Here is a 17,855-nt window from a genome sequence, read left to right as displayed (position 1 = left end):
GTGGAGGAGTTCCGGCCGAACGACTACCGCAAGCGTGTCCTCGCCGCCGTCCAGGCCCGCGGTGGGGTCGGGCAGTCCGACCCCTTCGAGGTGTACGACATCCCGCTGGCGGAGGTCGACAGGCTCGCCGACGCCGACGTCGCCGCCCGGGTCGACCAGGTGTGGGCCTTCTGGCAGAAGTCCCGGGATCATCCCAAGTACCGGGGCCTGGTGCTCGCCCTGCTGGCAGCGCACGACCAGGTCGGCCCGGAGCTGCTCAGCGCACAGCGTCGGAGCCTGTTGGCCGAGCGGGCCCGCCGCGACCGCAACACTCGGGACGGGCAGCGCTTCGCCGATCTCGACGCTGCCGTGGCCCGGCTGGTCCAGCGATTCGGCGGCCTGCCCGAGGACAAGCTCGCCGGCCTGCGGCGGCTGGCCGCCGAGCACGGTGTCGACGCCGACACGTTCGCCCTGCGGGTGCGGCGTTACAAGGTGCTGCCCACCGGGACGCCGGCGCGCGACGAGCGTCCTGCCATCGACACCGACCTGCTCCGGCAGGTACGCGCCGACCTCGACGAGCTCGGCCGGCTGTCCGGGGAAACCCCGCCGACGAGCCTGTTCGCCCTGCTCGGCCTGCCCCCGGACACCGGCCGGACCGAGATCCGCCAGGCCCGGGACGCCTGTGCCGCCCGCAACCGCGAACGCCGCCCGGATCGCCGGCGGGCACTCGTGGACGACCTGCTGGCCGCGGTCACGGCCCTGCTCATCGACGCCGATCCGAGTGTCTACCTGGACGCCCTGGCGGTTGATGTGACCGCATGGCTGCGGCCCGCGGTCGCGGCGGCGGTACTGGTCGAGGACACCCTCACCCCGCGGCACTACACGGCCTTCCTCACCGAGGCCGAGCAGTACGGGCTTGACCGGGGCCGGGCCCGGGCGGTGCTCGCCGAGCTCGCCCGCGAGCACGGCGTCGACGTGCCGGACATCCCCGTCCCGGCCCTGCCCTCCCCGTCACCCGGTACCCCGCTGTCGCCGGACGTCCCGGCGCCGCCCCGGGCCGCACAGTGGCTGGAACCGCTGGCCAAGGCCCGGGCCGCATTGCGGGCGGGCCGTCCGGTCGAGGCCCACGAGCGGGTCGCCGAGGCCCGGGAGCGGGCCGGCGAGCTGTTGCCCGCGATCCGGGCTGTCGCCGACGAGGTCGAGCGGGTGATCCGCGCGGCCGGGTCGCTGTGGCAGCGGGTCGAGGCGGCGCTGTCCGGCCGTCGCCTGCGGACCGCCGGTCAGCTGCTCGACCAGCTCGCCCGCGACGCCGTCGACGTACCCGGCCGGGACGGGCGCAGCGTCGCCGAGGGGATCGCGATGGTCCGCGAGCAGCTCGCGCGCGCCGACGATGTGGTCGCCGCCGCCAGCCGCAGCCACGGTACGCAACGGGAAAGCCTGCTGCTGCAGGCACTGGAGATCGTTGCCGACCATCAGGTCGCGCGTGACGCCCTTGCCGCCGCCGGGGTGGCACCACCGGTGCGGGTGCGGGCCCGGCGAGCCGGCCGCGCGGTGGCCGTCACCTGGCAGCCGTCGCCGTCGGTGGGGATGATCGAGTACCGCGTGTTGCGGATCGGGCCGGACGGCGCCTCCCGCGCGGTCGGAGTCACCCAGGTCACGAGTATCGAGGACGGCGGAATCGGCCCGGACGCGCCGATTCCGGCCTACGAGGTGCTCGCCGGCCGAGCCGGGGTGTGGTCCGACCCTGCCCGTTCCGACTCCGCCCGTTTCGACTCTGCTCCTGTCCCGACCGCTGCGGACCGCCTCGCACCCGCGACCAGCCTGCACTTCGCCGGTGACCTGCTGCGCTGGACCTGGCCGCCAGGTTGCACCGAGATGATGGTCGTCTGGCGCAACGACGCGCCGGCTCGCACGGCGGACGATCCGGCGGCGCATTGCCGTAAGGTCACCAACGCGAGATACGAAGTGGACGGCGGCGTCCCGGTACCGGCCGAACGGCCGCTGCACCTGGCGGTGTTCGGCTGCGTGCGCGACGGTGGGCGGCTGCTGGTCGCCAGCGCCTGCGCACCGTCCGCCCGCCTGTGGGCGGTCGGGGGTTGACGGGGGCGGGAGACCCCCGACCGCCAGGGACGATCGACTGGGGGATGACCGTCGGTCTTGGTCTATCACGATCCGATGCCGCCTAGGATCGTCACAGTGCGTTACTGTTACCGGGACGGCGGGTCGGTGCCATAGGTCCGATCCTGGGCGGTTGGCCGCAGGTTACCGTATGAGCATGCGCGTCCAGATCATTGCTCAGACGCAGTTCACACCACCGGACGACATCGACTGGACCACCGATGCCGACGGCGGCCAGGCGCTTGCGGAGTTCGCCGGTCGGGCCTGCTACCAGAGCTGGTCGAAGCCGAACCCCGCCACGGCCACGAACGCCGGCTATCTACGCCACATCCTCGACGTCGGGCATCTGTCCGTGCTCGAGCACGCGACGGTGACCATGTACATCACCGGGGTTTCCCGGAGCCTGACCCATGAGCTGGTGCGCCACCGGCACTTCTCCTACAGCCAGCTTTCCCAGCGTTACGTACCGGAGCGGGACGCCGTGGTGGTCGAGCCCGACGTCATCGCCGAGGATCCGCAGCTGCACGAGCTGTTCACCGAGGCCACCACCGCGTCGCTGGAGGCGTACGGAAAGCTCCTCGAGGGGCTGGAGAAGCGTTTCGCCGACGTGGCGGCACCGACCTCCCGGCGCAAGCTCGCCCGGCAGGCCGCCCGTTCGGTGCTGCCCAACGCCACCGAGACCCGAATCGTGGTAACCGGAAACTACCGGGCATGGCGTCACTTCATCGCGATGCGGGCGAGCGAGGCGGCGGATGTCGAGATCCGTGCGCTGGCGGTGGCGGCGCTGCGGGAGCTCCAGCGACTCGCGCCGAATGTCTTCGGCGACTTCCAGGTGATCACCCTGGACGATGGAACCGAGGTTGCGTCGAGCCCGGCAGCGCATTGAGGTGGAACATATGACCAGCGTTGTCGATGTCGCCGAGAAGAATGCTGCCGAGCAGACGACGTCGGGTGCCGGGGGGTCGGGTGCCGGGGGGCCGCTGTCGCCGGAGGAGCTGCGGCGTATCCACGCCTACTGGCGGGCGGCGAACTACCTGGCTGTCGGCCAGATCTATCTGCTCGACAACCCCCTGCTGCGGGAGCCCCTGCGGACTGACCATGTCAAACCCCGGCTACTGGGCCACTGGGGCACGACGCCGGGACTCAACCTGATCTACGCACACATGAACCGCGTGATCAAAGCGAACGACCTCAACGCGATCTACGTCATCGGCCCGGGCCACGGCGGTCCCGGCATTGTCGCGAACGCCTACCTGGAGGGTACGTACTCCGACGTCTACCCTCCATCACCCAGGACGCCGCCGGGCTGCGCAGGTTGTTCCGCCAGTTCTCCTTTCCCGGTGGTATCCCCAGCCACGTGGCGCCGGAGATCCCCGGCTCGATCCACGAAGGTGGAGAGCTGGGCTACGCCCTCACCCATGCCTTCGGCGCCGCGTTCGACAATCCGGACCTGCTGGTCTGCGCGGTCGTCGGGGACGGTGAGGCCGAGACCGGGCCGCTGGCGACAAGCTGGCACTCGAACAAGTTCCTCAACCCGGTCCGCGACGGCGCGGTCCTGCTGATCCTCCACCTGAACGGCTACAAGATCGCTCAGCCGGCCGTGCTCGCGCGCATTCCGCAGGCCGAACTCGACCAGCTGATGCGCGGCTACGGGTATCAGCCGTTCCACGTCACCGGGGACGATCCCGAACAGGTCCATCAGCGTTTCGCCGCCGTCCTCGACACCGTCGTCGCCGAGATCACCCGGATCCAGCAGCAGGCGCGGGCGCACGGCGACCCGGCTCGCCCATTGTGGCCCATGATCGTTCTTCGTACCCCGAAGGGCTGGACCGGCCCGAGCGTCGTCGACGGTGCACAGGTCGAGGGCACGTGGCGATCCCACCAGGTACCTGTCTCGCAGATCCACGACAACCCCGAACACCTGGCGGAGCTGGAGACCCTGGCCGCGGTCGACATCCTGCGACGCAACTTCCCCGACCTGAAAGTGCGTGTCGTCAACGTCGTCGACCTGATGTGCCTGCAGGACGAAGGCGAGCATCCGCACGGGATCTCCAACGCCCGGTTCGACGCGTTGTTCACCTCGGACCGGCCAGTGATCTTTGCCTATCACGGATATCCGTGGCTGATTCACCGGCTGACCTACAAGCGGACCAATCACAACAACGTCCATGTCCGCGGCTACATCGAGGAAGGCACGACCACCACGCCGTTCGACATGGCGATGATGAACAACCTCGACCGGTTCCACCTGGTGATCGACGTGATCGACCGGGTGCGGTCGCTGGGCGCCCGCGCCGCGCACGTCCGGCAGGACATGGTGGACGCGCGGATCGCGGCTCGGGCGTACACCCGTGACTTCGGCACGGACATACCCGAGATCTCCGACTGGGCCTGGCCCTACTGACGCTCCAGCGGCGTGAGCATCAGCGGCGTGAGCATTCTCGTGGTCAACGCCGGTTCATCCAGCCTGAAGCTCCGGCTCCTCGGGCTGGGCGACATCCTGCTGGCAGCTGTCGACCTTCGCGCGCGGGAGGGCAGACCGGACCCGGTCGAGGTCACCGCCGCGATCACGGATCTGGCACGGCTCGGCGAGCTCGGCGCGGTCGGGCACCGGATTGTGCGCGGCGGGACGGCGTTCACCGATCCGGTGGTCGTCACCGACGAGGTGCTCAAGGAGCTGCGGCCGCTGAGCACGCTGGCTCCCCTGCACCAGCCGGCGGCGCTCGCCGCGCTGGCTGAGGTGCGGACCGCGGCGCCTGACATCACACAGGTCGCCTGCTTCGACACCGCGTTCCACGCCCGGATGCCGCCGGCCGCGGCCACCTACGCGGTTCCGACCGACTGGCGGGATCGTCTCGGCGTGCGCCGCTACGGCTTCCACGGGCTGTCCCACGCGTACGCGTCCCGCCGGGCGGCGGCGCTGACCGGCGGGATCAGGGTGGTGACCTGCCATCTGGGGTCGGGCGCGTCGCTGGCGGCCGTCCGCGACGGTGTCGGTGTCGGTGTCGGTGTCGACACCACCATGGGGTTCACCCCGCTGGAGGGGCTGGTCATGTCGACCCGCTCCGGCACGGTCGACCCGGGTCTGCTGCTGTGGCTGCAGACGTCGGTCGGCCTGTCCGTCGATGAGCTCACCGACGCGCTGTTCCACCGGTCGGGCTTGGCCGCCCTCGCCGGCACCCCGGACATGCGCGCGGTCGTGGACCGCGCCGCCACCGGTGAGGCCGCGTCTTCCCTGGCCCTGGCGGTCTACCTGCACCGCCTACGTGCACAGATCGTCGCGATGGTCGCGGCCCTCGGCGGCCTGGACACGCTGGTCTTCACCGGCGGGGTGGGGGAGCGCTCCGCGGTGTGCGGGCCGGCGCCGTGGACGGTCTGGGATTTCTCGGCGTGGGCGTCGATCCGGACAGCAATACCGCCCATGCCGGTGGCGACCGCGACATCACCGCTGCCGGCTCGCCGGCCCGGACGCTCGTTGTCGAGGCCCGCGAGGACCTGGAGATCGTTCGGGGCGTCCGCGCATGTCTTGTCGCCGGCCGCTGAGGTCAGGAGCACCGAGGGAATGGTGTTAGGGAACGGTGTTTTCGTCCTGGTCCGGTCTGTTCCGGTATTGTCACTCGCCGTGGTTGCGTCTCCGCCGGCCGGACCGGGCAACGCCGGGCGTTGGCGGCGGTGGAGCCGTGCCGACACCGGTCAGGCCGCAACTTTCCTCGACCTGACCGACATCGACGAGATCACTGCGACGCTGCTGGCTCCGCCCGAGCAGTACGAGGGCCTGCGGCGCCGGGTGGTGGACCAGTTCACCCTGCTGAGCGCAAACCGCTGTCTGCTCCAGCGGTCGGTCAACTGGGGCCCGCTGGATCCACTGCTGACCGCTGTCGCCCGTCCGCGTCACCTGCTGGTCAACACCGGTGGTCGGTTACCCGACGAGGTGTCGCTGCTGTTGCCGATCTCGACGATGCCCAAGCGGGCGCTGGTCGCGTTCAACCTGCTCGGACCGGGCGGATCCGACGCCCATCTGATGCCGTACACCGCAAGCATCGCAACCCAGGGTAACCTCGTTGCCCGGCTGGCGGCGGACATCGGCCATCCGCCGTCGGCGGCGTCCAGATTCGTCGTGGACGCCGTCTCCCGTTTCCGTCCCGGCCGCCTGAGCGGAAACCATCCGGGGCTTCTCCCGCGCCGCGGTGATCCTCTCGGTGCGCCGGCCATCCGCGAGTATCTCGACAGGGAAGCGGAGCTGGCGCTGTCAGAGGCGACGCTGCGGTCGTGGACCCGGATCATCGCGGAAGCCCAGATCGTCCTGCGGCGGGCTCTTGCCGAGCCGTTCGACCCGCTGAGCAGCTCCGACAACCTGCTGCTGGCCGTCGGCGAGCTTCGCCGTGATCCCGCGGTGCCCGATGACCTCGACGAGGCCGGGATCGAGGCGTTCCTGTGTGACTTCGTCGCCTGGATCGAGGCTCTCGACGCTGCCGGCGACGTGGCTGTTCCGGTGCTGTCCACGGTCGCCGAGTACGGACGGCGGTGGGAGGCGCTCGCCGCGGTGACGCTCGATCCGTACCGGCCTGCTCTGATCAAGATGCAGGAGGAGCGGCGAACCGTGGTGGCACGGCGCAGCCCGCTGCGCGGTGGTGCGCGGATGCGCTGGAGGCACCTGGTCAGCCCGACCGCGCTGGTGGACCTCGATCCGGGCGGTCCGGGCACTTACCACGTCAGCGTGGGAACCGACGACACGAGCATCGAGATCCGCGATCCCGTCGTGATCGACCTGTTCAACCGGCCGGTCGACCGCACGTTTGTCGAGGACGTCCAGCGCAATCGCGAGGTGTACGCCTACTACACCACCGACGCCCGCCGTCCGGCGCGCGCAAGGCTGCTGGTGGGACTGAGCGTGTCCCGGGACGTCTCGCGGGTGAGCGTGGCGATCCTCCTTCTCATGATCGTCACGGTGGGGCTGTCCGCCCTGCCCTTCGACCTCGACACCAACGCGGTGGCCGTGGTGGCCGTGCCGTCGTCGTTCGCGGCCACCCTGCTGCTCACCCGGGAGCGCAGCAGCCTCGCCGCGTGGGTGCTCGGACCCTTGAAGCTTCTCCTGCTGGCGCTGCTGATGGCCTTGGCGGTCACGGCCGGTGTGCGGGCCGTGTTCGGCTGGCACACGTCGCTGTAGCCGTCGGCAGGGTAGACTGATCGCCTGCACGTGAGGACCAGGACGGCTAGGAACAGGATGGTCGCCATGCCGAAGAATTACGGCCGGGGTGTGGTCGTCGACTCCTGGCGTCCCGGTGGTCTGCGGGGCCTCGTCCGGCTCGGCCGGGTCGAGCTGTGGACCCGGCTTGACCGGAACATGCTGCGATCATCCAGCGGCCCGGAGCCGGGCACGTCGTCAGGGCGCCGTCATCAGGATGCCGGTCGCGCTGGGTAGCGTCTATCGTCGAAGCTTCCTGGTCGTCGGCATTCTGGCCGTCTCATGCGCGTCGGAGATGCCGTCACGTGCCGTGCTGGGCGTTGGTCGGCCATGGCGTAACAGCCAAGCATGGCGTAACAGCCAGGTATTGCCCGACAAGGCACCATGAGAACTAAGGTGACCGGCATGTCAGTGTTGTCCCGAGCGCCCTTCGGTCGCATGATCACCGCAATGGTCACCCCGTTCACCACGGGTGGCGAACTCGATCTTAAAGGTGCCGCGGCACTAGCGGAGCATCTGGTGGATGTCGGCAACGACGGTCTGGTTGTCAACGGGACGACAGGGGAATCACCGACCACCTCGGACGTGGAAAAAGAAGAGCTGCTGAGGGCGGTGGTGGAGGCTGTCGGCGCCCGGGCGCGGGTGATCGCCGGAGTGGGGACCAACGACACCCGGCACACGGTGGAACTGGCCGTAACAGCGCAGAAGGCCGGCGCGCACGGACTGCTGGTGGTCAGCCCTTACTACAGCCGGCCTCCGCAGACCGGGCTTGTGTCGCACTTCCGTACGGTCGCGGACGCCACTGGTCTACCAATGATGATTTATGATATACCTGGCCGTACCGGTGTCCCGGTAGCAACGGATACGCTGGTGCGCCTGGCCGACCATCCACGGATCGTGGCCGTCAAGGACGCCAAGGACGATCTTGGTGCGTCATCGTGGGTCCTTGCCCGAACAGAACTTGCCTACTACTCCGGTACGGACATTCTCAACCTCCCGCTCCTGGCAGTGGGGGCCGTCGGGGTCGTAAGCGTCGTCGGGCATGTCGCCGCCACCCGGATCCGTTCGATGATCGATGCTTTCGATGCAGGTGACGCCGTCCGTGCCCGTTCTCTACACCTGAGTCTGCTTCCGGCGTACGAGGGCATGTTCAGGAACCAAGGTGTGATCATGACAAAAGCTGCTCTCAACATGGCCGGGTTGCCTGCCGGAGGAGTCCGTCCACCCCTGGTGGACGCGACCGAGGAGGAGCGCGAGCAACTACGCGCCGACCTGGCCGCGGCCGGGGTCGACCTGGCCGCGGATGCGACCGCGACGGTGGGTTCCGCGTGAGTCATCCCCATCCCGGGTTGGGAACGCCGCCACCGCTTCCGCTGGACGGGCTGCGCATCGTCGCGCTCGGGGGCCTCGGCGAAATCGGGCGCAACATGACCGTGTTCGAGTTCGGTGGCCGGCTGCTCGTCGTCGACTGCGGAGTCCTGTTCCCCGAGACCGACCAGCCCGGTGTCGACCTCATCCTGCCCGACTTCACCGCGATCCGGGACAGGCTGGACGCCATTGACGCGGTCGTGCTCACCCACGCCCACGAGGACCACATCGGCGCCGTTCCCTACCTGCTGCGCGAACGCGGCGACATCCCGCTGGTCGGTTCCCGGCTGACGCTCGCGCTGACCGTGGCCAAACTCGCCGAGCACCGCATCAGCCCGGTCACGGTCGAGGTCCGGGAGGAGGAGGCGCACGACTTCGGCCCGTTCGGCTGCGAGTTCTTCGCGGTCAACCACTCCATTCCGGACGCCCTGGCCGTGGCGATCCGGACGCCGGCCGGTCTGGTGCTGCACACCGGCGACTTCAAGATGGACCAGCTTCCCCTCGACGGCAGGCTCACCGATCTGGGTGGCTTCGCCCGGCTCGGCCGGGAAGGAGTCGATCTTCTTCTGTCCGACTCCACCAACGCCGAGGTGCCCGGTTTCGTGACCTCGGAGCGGGAGATCGCTCCGGTCCTCGACGGTGTGTTCCGGAACGCGGGCAAGAGGATCATCGTTGCGTGTTTCGCCAGCCACGTGCACCGTGTGCAGCAGATCATTGATGCTGCGGAGGCGCACGGCCGCTCGGTGTGCTTCGTGGGACGCTCGATGGTCCGTAACATGGGGGTAGCCCGCGATCTCGGACTGCTGCGGGTCCCGCCTGGCATCATGATCGACATGCGTGACGTCGCCGCTCTGCCGGACCGCAACATCTGTCTGGTCTCGACCGGATCCCAGGGTGAGCCGCTGTCGGCCCTGTCCCGGATGGCGAACCGGGACCATGCGATCCAGATCGAGGCCGGCGACACGGTCGTGCTCGCCTCCAGCCTGATCCCGGGCAACGAGAACGCGGTCCATCGGGTGATCAACGGGTTGACCCGATGGGGAGCGAAGGTCGTCCACAAGGGTGTGGCCAAGGTGCACACCTCGGGGCATGCGCCAGCCGGCGAGCTGCTGTACGTCCTCAACGCCACCCGACCGTCCAACGTCATGCCCGTGCATGGTGAGTGGCGGCATCTGCGTGCGCATGGCGCACTTGCCGAGGCAACCGGCGTGCCCGCGGACAGGGTCGTGCTCGCCGACGACGGCATGGTCGTCGACCTGGTCGACGGGCAGGCGAACATCACCGGTGTCGTCCCGTGCGGCTATGTCTACGTCGACGGGCTTGCCGTCGGCGACGTCGGCGAGCCGAGCCTGAAGGACCGTCGCATCCTGGGCGAGGAGGGCTTCATCACGATTATGGTCGTGGTCGACGCCGCGTCCGGGAAGGTCGTGGGTGGCCCCGAGCTGTCGGCCCGGGGGTTCTCCGACGCCCGCGAGACATTCGAGCCGGTTCGCGCTCTGGTGACCGAGGCGCTGGCCGAGGCGATGCGGTCGGGCATGGTGGACGTAGGCGCGCTGCAGCAGCTGGTGCGCCGCACGGTCGGCCGCTGGGTGAGCGACACCTATCGGCGCCGGCCGATGATCGTTCCGGTGGTCGTCGAGGTCTGAGCTCGAGGTCCGAGCTGGCGGCGGTTTGAGAACGCAGTCCGGCGTGGGCGACGCGCCCGGAAGGTCGGGGTTGCCGGATGTCGCAGCAGGAGACCGGTACCGTCCTGGAGTGGCCACACGGGCGAGTGGCACGCGGACGCGTGCCCAGGCTGGGAGGTCCGCCTCCCGGGCGGCGCCCGCGCGGCGTCCACCGGCCGCGGGAAAGTCGACGGGGAGCAAGTCGACGGGGAGCAAGCCCCGGGCGAAGGCCAACCCCGCGAAGGCCGGTGCGAGCAAACCTCGTGTGCCTTTCACCCTGCTGACCGCCCGTGCCGCGATCCGGCTGACGATCCGGTTCTGGCGGACCGCGGCTGCGCTGCTGGGCAGCATGGTCCGCCGGATCGGTCGGGGCGCCCGTGACCTGCGCATCGACGAGACCCACCGGCGGGACGGCGCGGGGCTTGCCGCGTTCGGTGCGACCACGCTCACCACAGCCGCGGTCTGGTTCCACGCCGCTGGGCCCGTGGGCCGCGTCATTGCCGGCACATTGCACTTCCTGGTCGGTGCGGGAGCCGTGGTGCTCCCACTGTTCGGTCTCGGCGCGACGTGGCGACTGATCCGTAGTCCGAGCGATCCGGACAGCCGTGGCCGGGTGCTGATCGGTTGGACCGCGTTCGCGGCGGGTGTCCTGGGGCTGGTGCACGTCGCGCACGGGGTTCCCGATTTCGGCGCCGGTACCGGCGCCATCGGGCGGGCAGGCGGGCTGGCCGGGTTTCTCGTGAGTTCGCCGCTTTCCAGCGCAGTCACCCCGTACCTGGCGGTACCCCTGCTGATCCTGGTGAGCGTGTTCGGCATACTCGTGATCACCAAGACCCCGATCCGCGCGATCCCCGAGCAGCTGCGTGAGCTGCGGGACAGGCTCATGGTCGGCTACGAGCGCAGGGACGAGGTGGGCGAGCCGGCCTCTGACAGCCTGGCGCAGGCCCAGCCCCAGGCCCCCGGGTCGCTGGTGGAGGATCTGCTCGGGATCGGCCCTGCCGAGGATACCCAGGTCGGCGATGCTCGGGCCGGCCGGGGCCGGCGCTCCCGGTCGGTGCCGGACCCGGACGTGTTCGACATCGACGCGCTCGGTGGTGAGGCGTCCGATGGGGCCGGGGACGGCGTGCCCGCGGCCGGCGCGGCCGGGGATGAGGGGCCGCCGGCGGACGGTCCCGTGCCCGGCCGGGCCGGCGGACGGCGAGCACCGAAGGTGCGTGGGCGTGGGCCGGTACAGACGCGTCTTCCCGATCCGTCCGAGGTGGAGCACTTCGTCGCTCCCGACCTGAGCGGGATGGCGGACAGTGACTACGTCCTGCCGTCGCCGACCCTGTTGCAGCAGGGCACGCCCCCGAAGGTGCGGTCGGCGGCGACAGACGTGGTGATCGCCTCGTTGACGGATGTCTTCACCCAGTTCCGGGTGGACGCCAAGGTGACCGGTTTCACCCGGGGTCCGACGGTGACCCGTTACGAGGTCGAGCTGGGTTCGGCCGTGAAGGTCGAGCGGATCATCCAGCTCACCAAGAACATCGCATATGCGGTGAAGAGCCCGGACGTGCGGATCATCAGCCCGATCCCGGGCAAGAGCGCGGTGGGTATCGAGATCCCGAACACCGACCGGGAGCTGGTCTCCCTCGGTGACGTGCTGCGCAGTGAGGAGTCGACGGGCAACCCGCATCCGCTGCTGGTCGGCCTCGGCAAGGACATCGAGGGCGGCTATGTGGTCGCGAACCTGGCGAAGATGCCGCACATCCTCATCGCGGGGGCGACCGGGGCGGGTAAGTCGACCTGCATCAACACGTTGATCACGAGTGTGCTGGCGCGGGCCACGCCCGATCAGGTGCGGTTGGTGCTGGTGGACCCCAAGCGGGTGGAACTGACCAGCTACCAGGGGATCCCCCATCTGATCACGCCGATCATCACGAGTCCGAAGAAGGCAGCGGACGCGCTGGCGTGGGTGGTCAAGGAGATGGAGAACCGGTACGAGGATCTGGCGTCCTGCGGGGTCCGCCACGTCGACGACTTCAACCGCAAGGTCCGGACGGGGGAGATCGTGGCGCCGCCGGGGTCGGAGCGGGTGTATACGCCGTATCCGTACATCCTGACGATCGTGGACGAGCTGGCGGACCTGATGATGGTGGCGCCGCGCGACGTCGAGGACGCGATCTGCCGGATCACCGCGATGGCCCGCGCGGTCGGTATCCACCTGGTGCTGGCCACCCAGCGGCCCTCCGTCGACGTGGTGACCGGGTTGATCAAGGCGAATGTGCCGTCGCGGCTGGCGTTCGCGACGTCCTCGCTGGCGGACAGCCGGGTCATCCTGGATCAGGGCGGGGCGGAGAAGCTGGTCGGTCTCGGTGACGCGCTGTTCCTGCCGATGGGCGCGGGCAAGCCGGCCCGCATCCAGGGCGCGTTCGTCTCCGAGGAGGAGATAGCGGCGATCGTCGCCCATACCAAGGAGCAGGCGGCCCCGGCGTTCCGCGTGGACGTGTTCGACAGCGCAGCCGAGTCCAAGAAGGAGATCGACGAGGACATCGGGGACGACCTCCAGCTGTTCGTGCAGGCGGTCGAGCTGGTGGTATCGACCCAGTTCGGGTCGACGTCGATGCTCCAGCGCAAACTTCGGGTGGGGTTCGCCAAGGCTGGCCGCCTGATGGACCTCATGGAAAGCCGCGGCATCGTCGGTCCGACCGAGGGGTCGAAGGCGCGGGACGTGTTGGTCATACCGGATGAGCTTGAAGGTCTTTTGATAACTCTACGTAATGGCTAGCAGTGGCGACGGCGATCATCAGGGTGTGCTTTCGGCTACTGGCCAACCACCGTAGACTCGTCAGCACTGCCGATCCGACCGGGCGGAGGTTGGCCATGCAGTCCGCTGACCCGACGGCGTCCGCCGGCAGCCCGTCCCCTGAGGGTGTGGGTGCGGCGCTCTCGGCCGCTCGCACCAGGCAGGGTCTGTCGGTCGCGGATGTCAGTGAGCGGACCCGCGTCCGCGCCGCTCTGATCGAGCAGATGGAGATCGACGATTTCACCGGTTGCGGCGGTTCGGTGTATGCGCGTGGTCACATCCGCAGCATTGCCGGTACGTTGGGAGTCGATCCCGTACCGCTGATCGCCGAATTCGACCGGGCCCACAGCCGGACGAGCGAGCCGCAGGCGCTCTCTTCGCGGCCGTTCGACCCGTTGATCCCGAACGGGGCGGGAGCCCGTCGGGGATTCCCCTGGATGCCCGCGGTGATCGTCGCACTGGTCGCGATCTGTGTGCTGGCCGCTCTCGCCGTCCTCGTCCCGGACGGCTCCGACAGCGCGCTGCGCGACCCGGCCGATGTCCGGGCGGTGGCCACGGGCTCGCCGGTGTCACCTGGTGTCGGGGCTGCACCCGGGGCGTCCGCCTCGCCCGCGCAGTCCGTGACGACCGCACCGAGCGGGGTGAACGTCGAGGTGGCGGTGCGGGACGAACCGAGCTGGCTGGAGATGCGGGACGAGACGCAACGGGTCCTGCTGCAGCAGCTCCTGCAACCCGGCGACAGCCGGTTGGTGAAGGCGGCCCGCTCCGTAGAGATCAAAATTGGTAACGCCGGGTCGGTGGAGGTCTTCTGCAACGGGCGGGACCTGGGTCTGGGGGGCAATCCCGGTCAGGTTGTCACCGTACGTGTGGGTTTGGGCGCGTCAGGGGACTGTGCCGTTGGTAACCCGGCGTCCCGGTAGCCTGACGTCGTGCCCGATCGCCCCGTTCGTCGTGTCGCACTGATCACGTTGGGATGTTCCCGCAACGACGTGGACTCCGAGGAGCTTGCGGCGCGCCTGGGAGCGGACGGCTGGACCGTGGTCGACGATCCAGCTGCCGCCGACGCCGTGGTGGTCAACACGTGCGGCTTCGTCGACGTCGCCAAGAAGGACTCGATCGACACGCTGCTCGCCGCCGCCGACCTGCGCGATGCCGCCACAGGTGCCGCCACAGGTGCCGGCGGTGCTGCCGGCGGCCCGAAAGCGGTGGTCGCGGTGGGCTGCCTGGCCGAGCGGTACGGCCGGGAACTCGCCGACAGTCTGCCGGAGGCCGATGCCGTTCTCGGCTTCGACGCCTACCCGGCTCTCGGCAGCCATCTGGACGCGGTGCTGCGCGGCGAGACGCCCTCGGCGCACGCTCCGCGTGACCGGCGGACCCTGCTGCCGATCACGCCGGTCGACCGCCAAGCGGTGCGGGTGGGGCGAGCCGGGCCCGCATCCGGCCCGCCGGTCCTGCGACAACGTCTGGCCGGCGGGCCTGTCGCGCCGTTGAAGATTTCCAGTGGCTGTGACCGGCGCTGCTCGTTCTGCGCGATCCCGACGTTTCGCGGATCGCACGTCTCCCGGCCACCGCAGGACGTCCTCGCCGAGGCCGAGTGGCTCGCCGGCCAGGGTGTGCGGGAACTCGTCCTGGTCAGCGAGAACTCGACCTCCTACGGCAAGGATCTCGGGGACCTGCGGGCGCTGGAGAAACTGTTGCCTCAGCTGGCTGCGATCACCGGTGTGGTGCGGGTCAGGGCGGTGTACCTGCAGCCTGCGGAGGTACGCCCGTCCCTGCTGGAGACGTTGTTGACGACCCCCGGCATCGCCCCCTACCTTGATCTGTCGTTCCAGCATGCGAGCCCGTCGGTGCTGCGGCGGATGCGCCGCTTCGGCGGCGCGGACGCCTTCTGCGACCTGTTGGCGCAAGCCCGCGCATTGGCCCCGGACCTGGGCGCGCGCTCAAACGTGATCGTCGGCTTCCCGGGCGAGACCCGTGCGGACGTCACGCTCCTCGAGCGGTTCCTCACCGATGCCGACCTCGATGCCGTCGGGGTCTTCGGGTACTCCGACGAGGACGGGACCGAAGCGGCCACACTGACCGACAAGGTCGCGCCGGCCACGGTGCGCCGGCGCCAGGCACGCGTGACCGATCTGGTCGAGCAGCTGACCGCCGCCCGTGCGCAGCGGCGGATCTCTTCGATCGTCGAAGTGCTCGTGGAGGAGGTCGCCGGTGGGTTGGCGCATGGACGGGCCGCGCACCAGCAGCCCGAGGTCGACGGGGCGTGCACGATCCGCCTCCCGGGCGCCTCGGTCATGCAGGTACGAGTGGGTGATCTGGTGAGCGCGAAGGTGGTCGCCTCCGAAGGGGTGGATCTGACCACCGAGTTCCTCGACGTCGTCGATCCTGTGCTGACGTGAGCGAACCTCGGCCCGGTACTGCCGTCAGCCGACTGAACCTCGCCAACGCGCTCACTGTTGCGCGGGTCGCGCTCGTTCCGGTGTTCGTGGTGTTCATGTTTTCCGGTGGTGACAACACCTCCGGCTGGCGGGTGATGGCGTTTGCCACCTACGCGCTCGCGGCGGTCACCGATCAGGTAGACGGATATGTCGCCCGCAGCCGCGGGGTCGTCACGGATTTCGGGATCATCCTCGACCCGATCGCGGACAAGGCCCTCACCGGCGCCGCGCTGCTGTGCCTGTCGTTGCTGGGCGACCTGCCATGGCTGGTGACGGTGGTCGTCGCGGTCCGGGAGATCGGGGTCACGCTCCTGCGGTTACGGATGATCCGGTACGGGGTCATGGCGCCCAGCCGTGGGGGCAAGCTGAAGACCCTGCTGCTCAACTGCGCGATCGGTCTCTACGTGCTCCCGCTGGAAGGGCCCGCAGCCTCCGTCAGGGCGGTCGTTCTCGCCGCCGGGGTGCTGGTGGCGGTGGTCACCGGTCTTGACTATGTGGGACGGGCGCTGGCCCTGCGGCGGCAGGCGACGCATCCGGTCCCAGCGATCTCTGAGGAGAGCGATGCGGGCTGAACTGCTGGCTGTGGGTGACGAGCTGCTGTTCGGGGACATCGTCAACGGCAACGCGGCGTGGCTCGGGCGGCAGCTCGCCGACGTGGGCGTGGAGCTGACGACGTCGACGGTGGTGGGCGACAACGTCGAAATGATCGCGGCCAGGGTCCGCGAAGCGCTGGGTCGCGCGGACACGGTCATCCTGACCGGCGGTCTCGGGCCGACCCAGGACGACCTGACCCGGGAGGGGATCGCCCTGGCGGCCGGTGTGGCCCTGCGCCGGGACCCCTTCCTGGAGGCGGCCTTGCGCCGCCGGTTCCAGGCGCTCGGGCGGCAGGGGCCGGTCGGCGCGGGTTTCGAGGCACCGGAGATGAACTACCGGCAGGCGGATCTTCCCGGGGGCGCCGAACCGCTGCCGAACGAGGTCGGCACCGCCCCCGGTATCCGTCTGGAGACAGCCGGTGGTGTGGTGTACGCGATGCCCGGTGTTCCGGGCGAGATGTATCCCATGTTCACCGGATCGGTCCTGCCGGACCTGCTGCGCCGGGCGGGGGAGCCGGCGGTCGTGGTGCACCGGGTCCTGCGGACCGCCGGGGTCTGGGAGTCGGTGGTGGCCCAGGCCCTCGCCGGGGAGGTCGACAGGCTCGCCCCCGTCGGCAACCCGATGATCGCCTTTCTCGCCAGCGGCGGACAGACCCGGGTCCGGATCAGCGCCCGCGCCGGTGACCGAGCCGAGGCCCGCAGACTCATCGAACCGGTGGAGGAGGCGGCCCGCGCCGCCCTCGGGATAGCGCTCTACGGCGTCGACGACGACACGCTGGAGGGGACTGTCCTGCGGCTGCTTGCCGAGCGGGGTGAAACGCTCGCCGTCGCCGAGTCGATGACCGGCGGGCTGGTCGCGGGTCGGCTCACCGACGTCGCCGGTGCCAGTGCCGTGTTTCGCGGCGGGGTGGTCTCCTACGCCACCGAGGCCAAGGAGTCCGTGCTCGGGGTCGACCCGGATGTGCTGGCGACGTCCGGCGCGGTGTCCCCGGAGGCGGCCGCGGCGATGGCCGCGGGCGTACGGGATCTGCTGGGGGCGACCAACGGGCTGGCGGTGACCGGGGTGGCCGGCCCCGACGAGCAGGAGAGCAAGCCGGTCGGGACTGTGCACATAGGTATGGTCGGTGCCTTCGGCACGCTGACGAGGTCCCTTCGCCTCCCCGGTGACCGTCGTACGAACCGCATCTATGCGGTCGTCCAGGCGTTGGACGCTCTTCGGCGTACCCTGTCGGTTCATACTTGTTGACTGGGATGAAGTGCCGGACGCCTGTTGCTTACATGGTTACAGTCGTATCAACGGCCGGCCATCACGGTGGACAGCAGGTATACGGTAAGGCCCAGCCCGAGGACGAAGGAGGAGGCACGATGGTCCTGCTCCGACGCATGCTCGGCGAGGCATTGCGCCGCCGCCGTCAAGATCAACACAGGACCCTGCGGGAGGTGTCCTCCAACGCGAGGGTCTCGCTCGGGTACCTCTCCGAGATCGAGCGAGGGCAGAAGGAGGCAAGCTCGGAACTGCTCGCCTCGATCTGCGGTGCGCTCGGCGTCCGGCTTGCCGACCTGCTGCGTGAGGTGAGCGACGATCTCGAGCTCGCCGAGCTCACGGCTGGCGGACCGGCGCGGGTGGGCGCTCCGATGGCGGGGATGCCGCCGATGGCCGCCATGCAGACCCGCGGTGGCGCCACCACCGCGGTGGTCGATCGTGCCGCCTAACCGACTTTGTTT

12 protein-coding genes and 2 pseudogenes are annotated in these 17,855 nt (G+C 69.6%); all 14 read left to right on the top strand.

All coding sequences use genetic code 11. The annotated features are described in order from the left end of the window. Nucleotides 1-2,079 carry a hypothetical protein gene (locus tag CV1CTNOD_RS19120; RefSeq protein ID WP_131787381.1) on the top strand — a complete coding sequence of 693 codons (2,079 nt, stop codon included), beginning with the start codon at nucleotides 1-3 and terminating at the stop codon, nucleotides 2,077-2,079. Nucleotides 2,080-2,254: 175 nt separating this feature from the next. Next, on the top strand, nucleotides 2,255-2,983 hold the full coding sequence (gene thyX, locus CV1CTNOD_RS19115) for an FAD-dependent thymidylate synthase (protein WP_131787396.1): 729 nt from the start codon (nucleotides 2,255-2,257) through the stop codon (nucleotides 2,981-2,983). 10 nt (nucleotides 2,984-2,993) lie between these two features. Then, nucleotides 2,994-4,501: pseudogene (locus CV1CTNOD_RS19110) on the top strand (hypothetical protein). Between the two features lie 27 nt (nucleotides 4,502-4,528). Then, nucleotides 4,529-5,640 (top strand): annotated as a pseudogene (locus CV1CTNOD_RS27960) (acetate/propionate family kinase). Nucleotides 5,641-5,659: 19 nt separating this feature from the next. Next, the gene (locus CV1CTNOD_RS27955; protein ID WP_347402962.1) at nucleotides 5,660-7,264 is read left to right on the top strand and encodes a hypothetical protein; all 1,605 of its coding nucleotides are present in this window, start codon (nucleotides 5,660-5,662) and stop codon (nucleotides 7,262-7,264) included. A gap of 66 nt (nucleotides 7,265-7,330) precedes the next feature. After that, the gene (locus CV1CTNOD_RS19095) at nucleotides 7,331-7,519 is read left to right on the top strand and encodes a hypothetical protein (protein ID WP_131787380.1); all 189 of its coding nucleotides are present in this window, start codon (nucleotides 7,331-7,333) and stop codon (nucleotides 7,517-7,519) included. 168 nt (nucleotides 7,520-7,687) lie between these two features. Then, nucleotides 7,688-8,614 carry a 4-hydroxy-tetrahydrodipicolinate synthase gene (gene dapA, locus CV1CTNOD_RS19090; RefSeq protein ID WP_131787379.1) on the top strand — a complete coding sequence of 309 codons (927 nt, stop codon included), beginning with the start codon at nucleotides 7,688-7,690 and terminating at the stop codon, nucleotides 8,612-8,614. Continuing rightward, entirely contained in the window at nucleotides 8,611-10,296 is a 1,686-nt protein-coding gene (locus tag CV1CTNOD_RS19085; RefSeq protein WP_131787378.1) for a ribonuclease J, read from the top strand. The genes dapA and CV1CTNOD_RS19085 overlap by 4 nt, the downstream gene beginning before the upstream one ends. 367 nt (nucleotides 10,297-10,663) lie before the next feature. Continuing rightward, entirely contained in the window at nucleotides 10,664-13,081 is a 2,418-nt protein-coding gene (locus CV1CTNOD_RS19080; RefSeq protein WP_242606834.1) for an FtsK/SpoIIIE family DNA translocase, read from the top strand. 95 nt (nucleotides 13,082-13,176) lie between these two features. Next, complete coding sequence (locus tag CV1CTNOD_RS19075; protein WP_131787376.1) at nucleotides 13,177-14,019, top strand: helix-turn-helix domain-containing protein; 843 nt, start codon at nucleotides 13,177-13,179, stop codon at nucleotides 14,017-14,019. Between the two features lie 9 nt (nucleotides 14,020-14,028). After that, the gene (locus CV1CTNOD_RS19070; protein ID WP_131787375.1) at nucleotides 14,029-15,498 is read left to right on the top strand and encodes a MiaB/RimO family radical SAM methylthiotransferase; all 1,470 of its coding nucleotides are present in this window, start codon (nucleotides 14,029-14,031) and stop codon (nucleotides 15,496-15,498) included. Beyond that, nucleotides 15,495-16,109 (top strand): CDP-alcohol phosphatidyltransferase family protein, encoded by a 615-nt coding sequence (locus CV1CTNOD_RS19065; RefSeq protein WP_131787374.1) that lies wholly within the window; start codon nucleotides 15,495-15,497, stop codon nucleotides 16,107-16,109. The genes CV1CTNOD_RS19070 and CV1CTNOD_RS19065 overlap by 4 nt, the downstream gene beginning before the upstream one ends. Then, nucleotides 16,099-17,376, top strand: a complete 1,278-nt coding sequence (locus tag CV1CTNOD_RS19060; RefSeq protein ID WP_131787373.1) for a competence/damage-inducible protein A — start codon at nucleotides 16,099-16,101, stop codon at nucleotides 17,374-17,376. The genes CV1CTNOD_RS19065 and CV1CTNOD_RS19060 overlap by 11 nt, the downstream gene beginning before the upstream one ends. A gap of 119 nt (nucleotides 17,377-17,495) precedes the next feature. Further along, nucleotides 17,496-17,843: a helix-turn-helix domain-containing protein gene (locus CV1CTNOD_RS19055; protein ID WP_131768258.1), complete on the top strand. Its 348-nt coding sequence runs from the start codon at nucleotides 17,496-17,498 to the stop codon at nucleotides 17,841-17,843. Nucleotides 17,844-17,855 lie beyond the last annotated feature (12 nt).

It is taken from the genome of Protofrankia symbiont of Coriaria ruscifolia, assembly GCF_900634745.1.
GTDB classification, from domain to species: domain Bacteria; phylum Actinomycetota; class Actinomycetes; order Frankiales; family Frankiaceae; genus Protofrankia; species Protofrankia californiensis.
The sequence above is the reverse complement of the archived record's forward strand: the minus strand, read 5'-3'. Positions and strand labels throughout refer to the sequence as shown.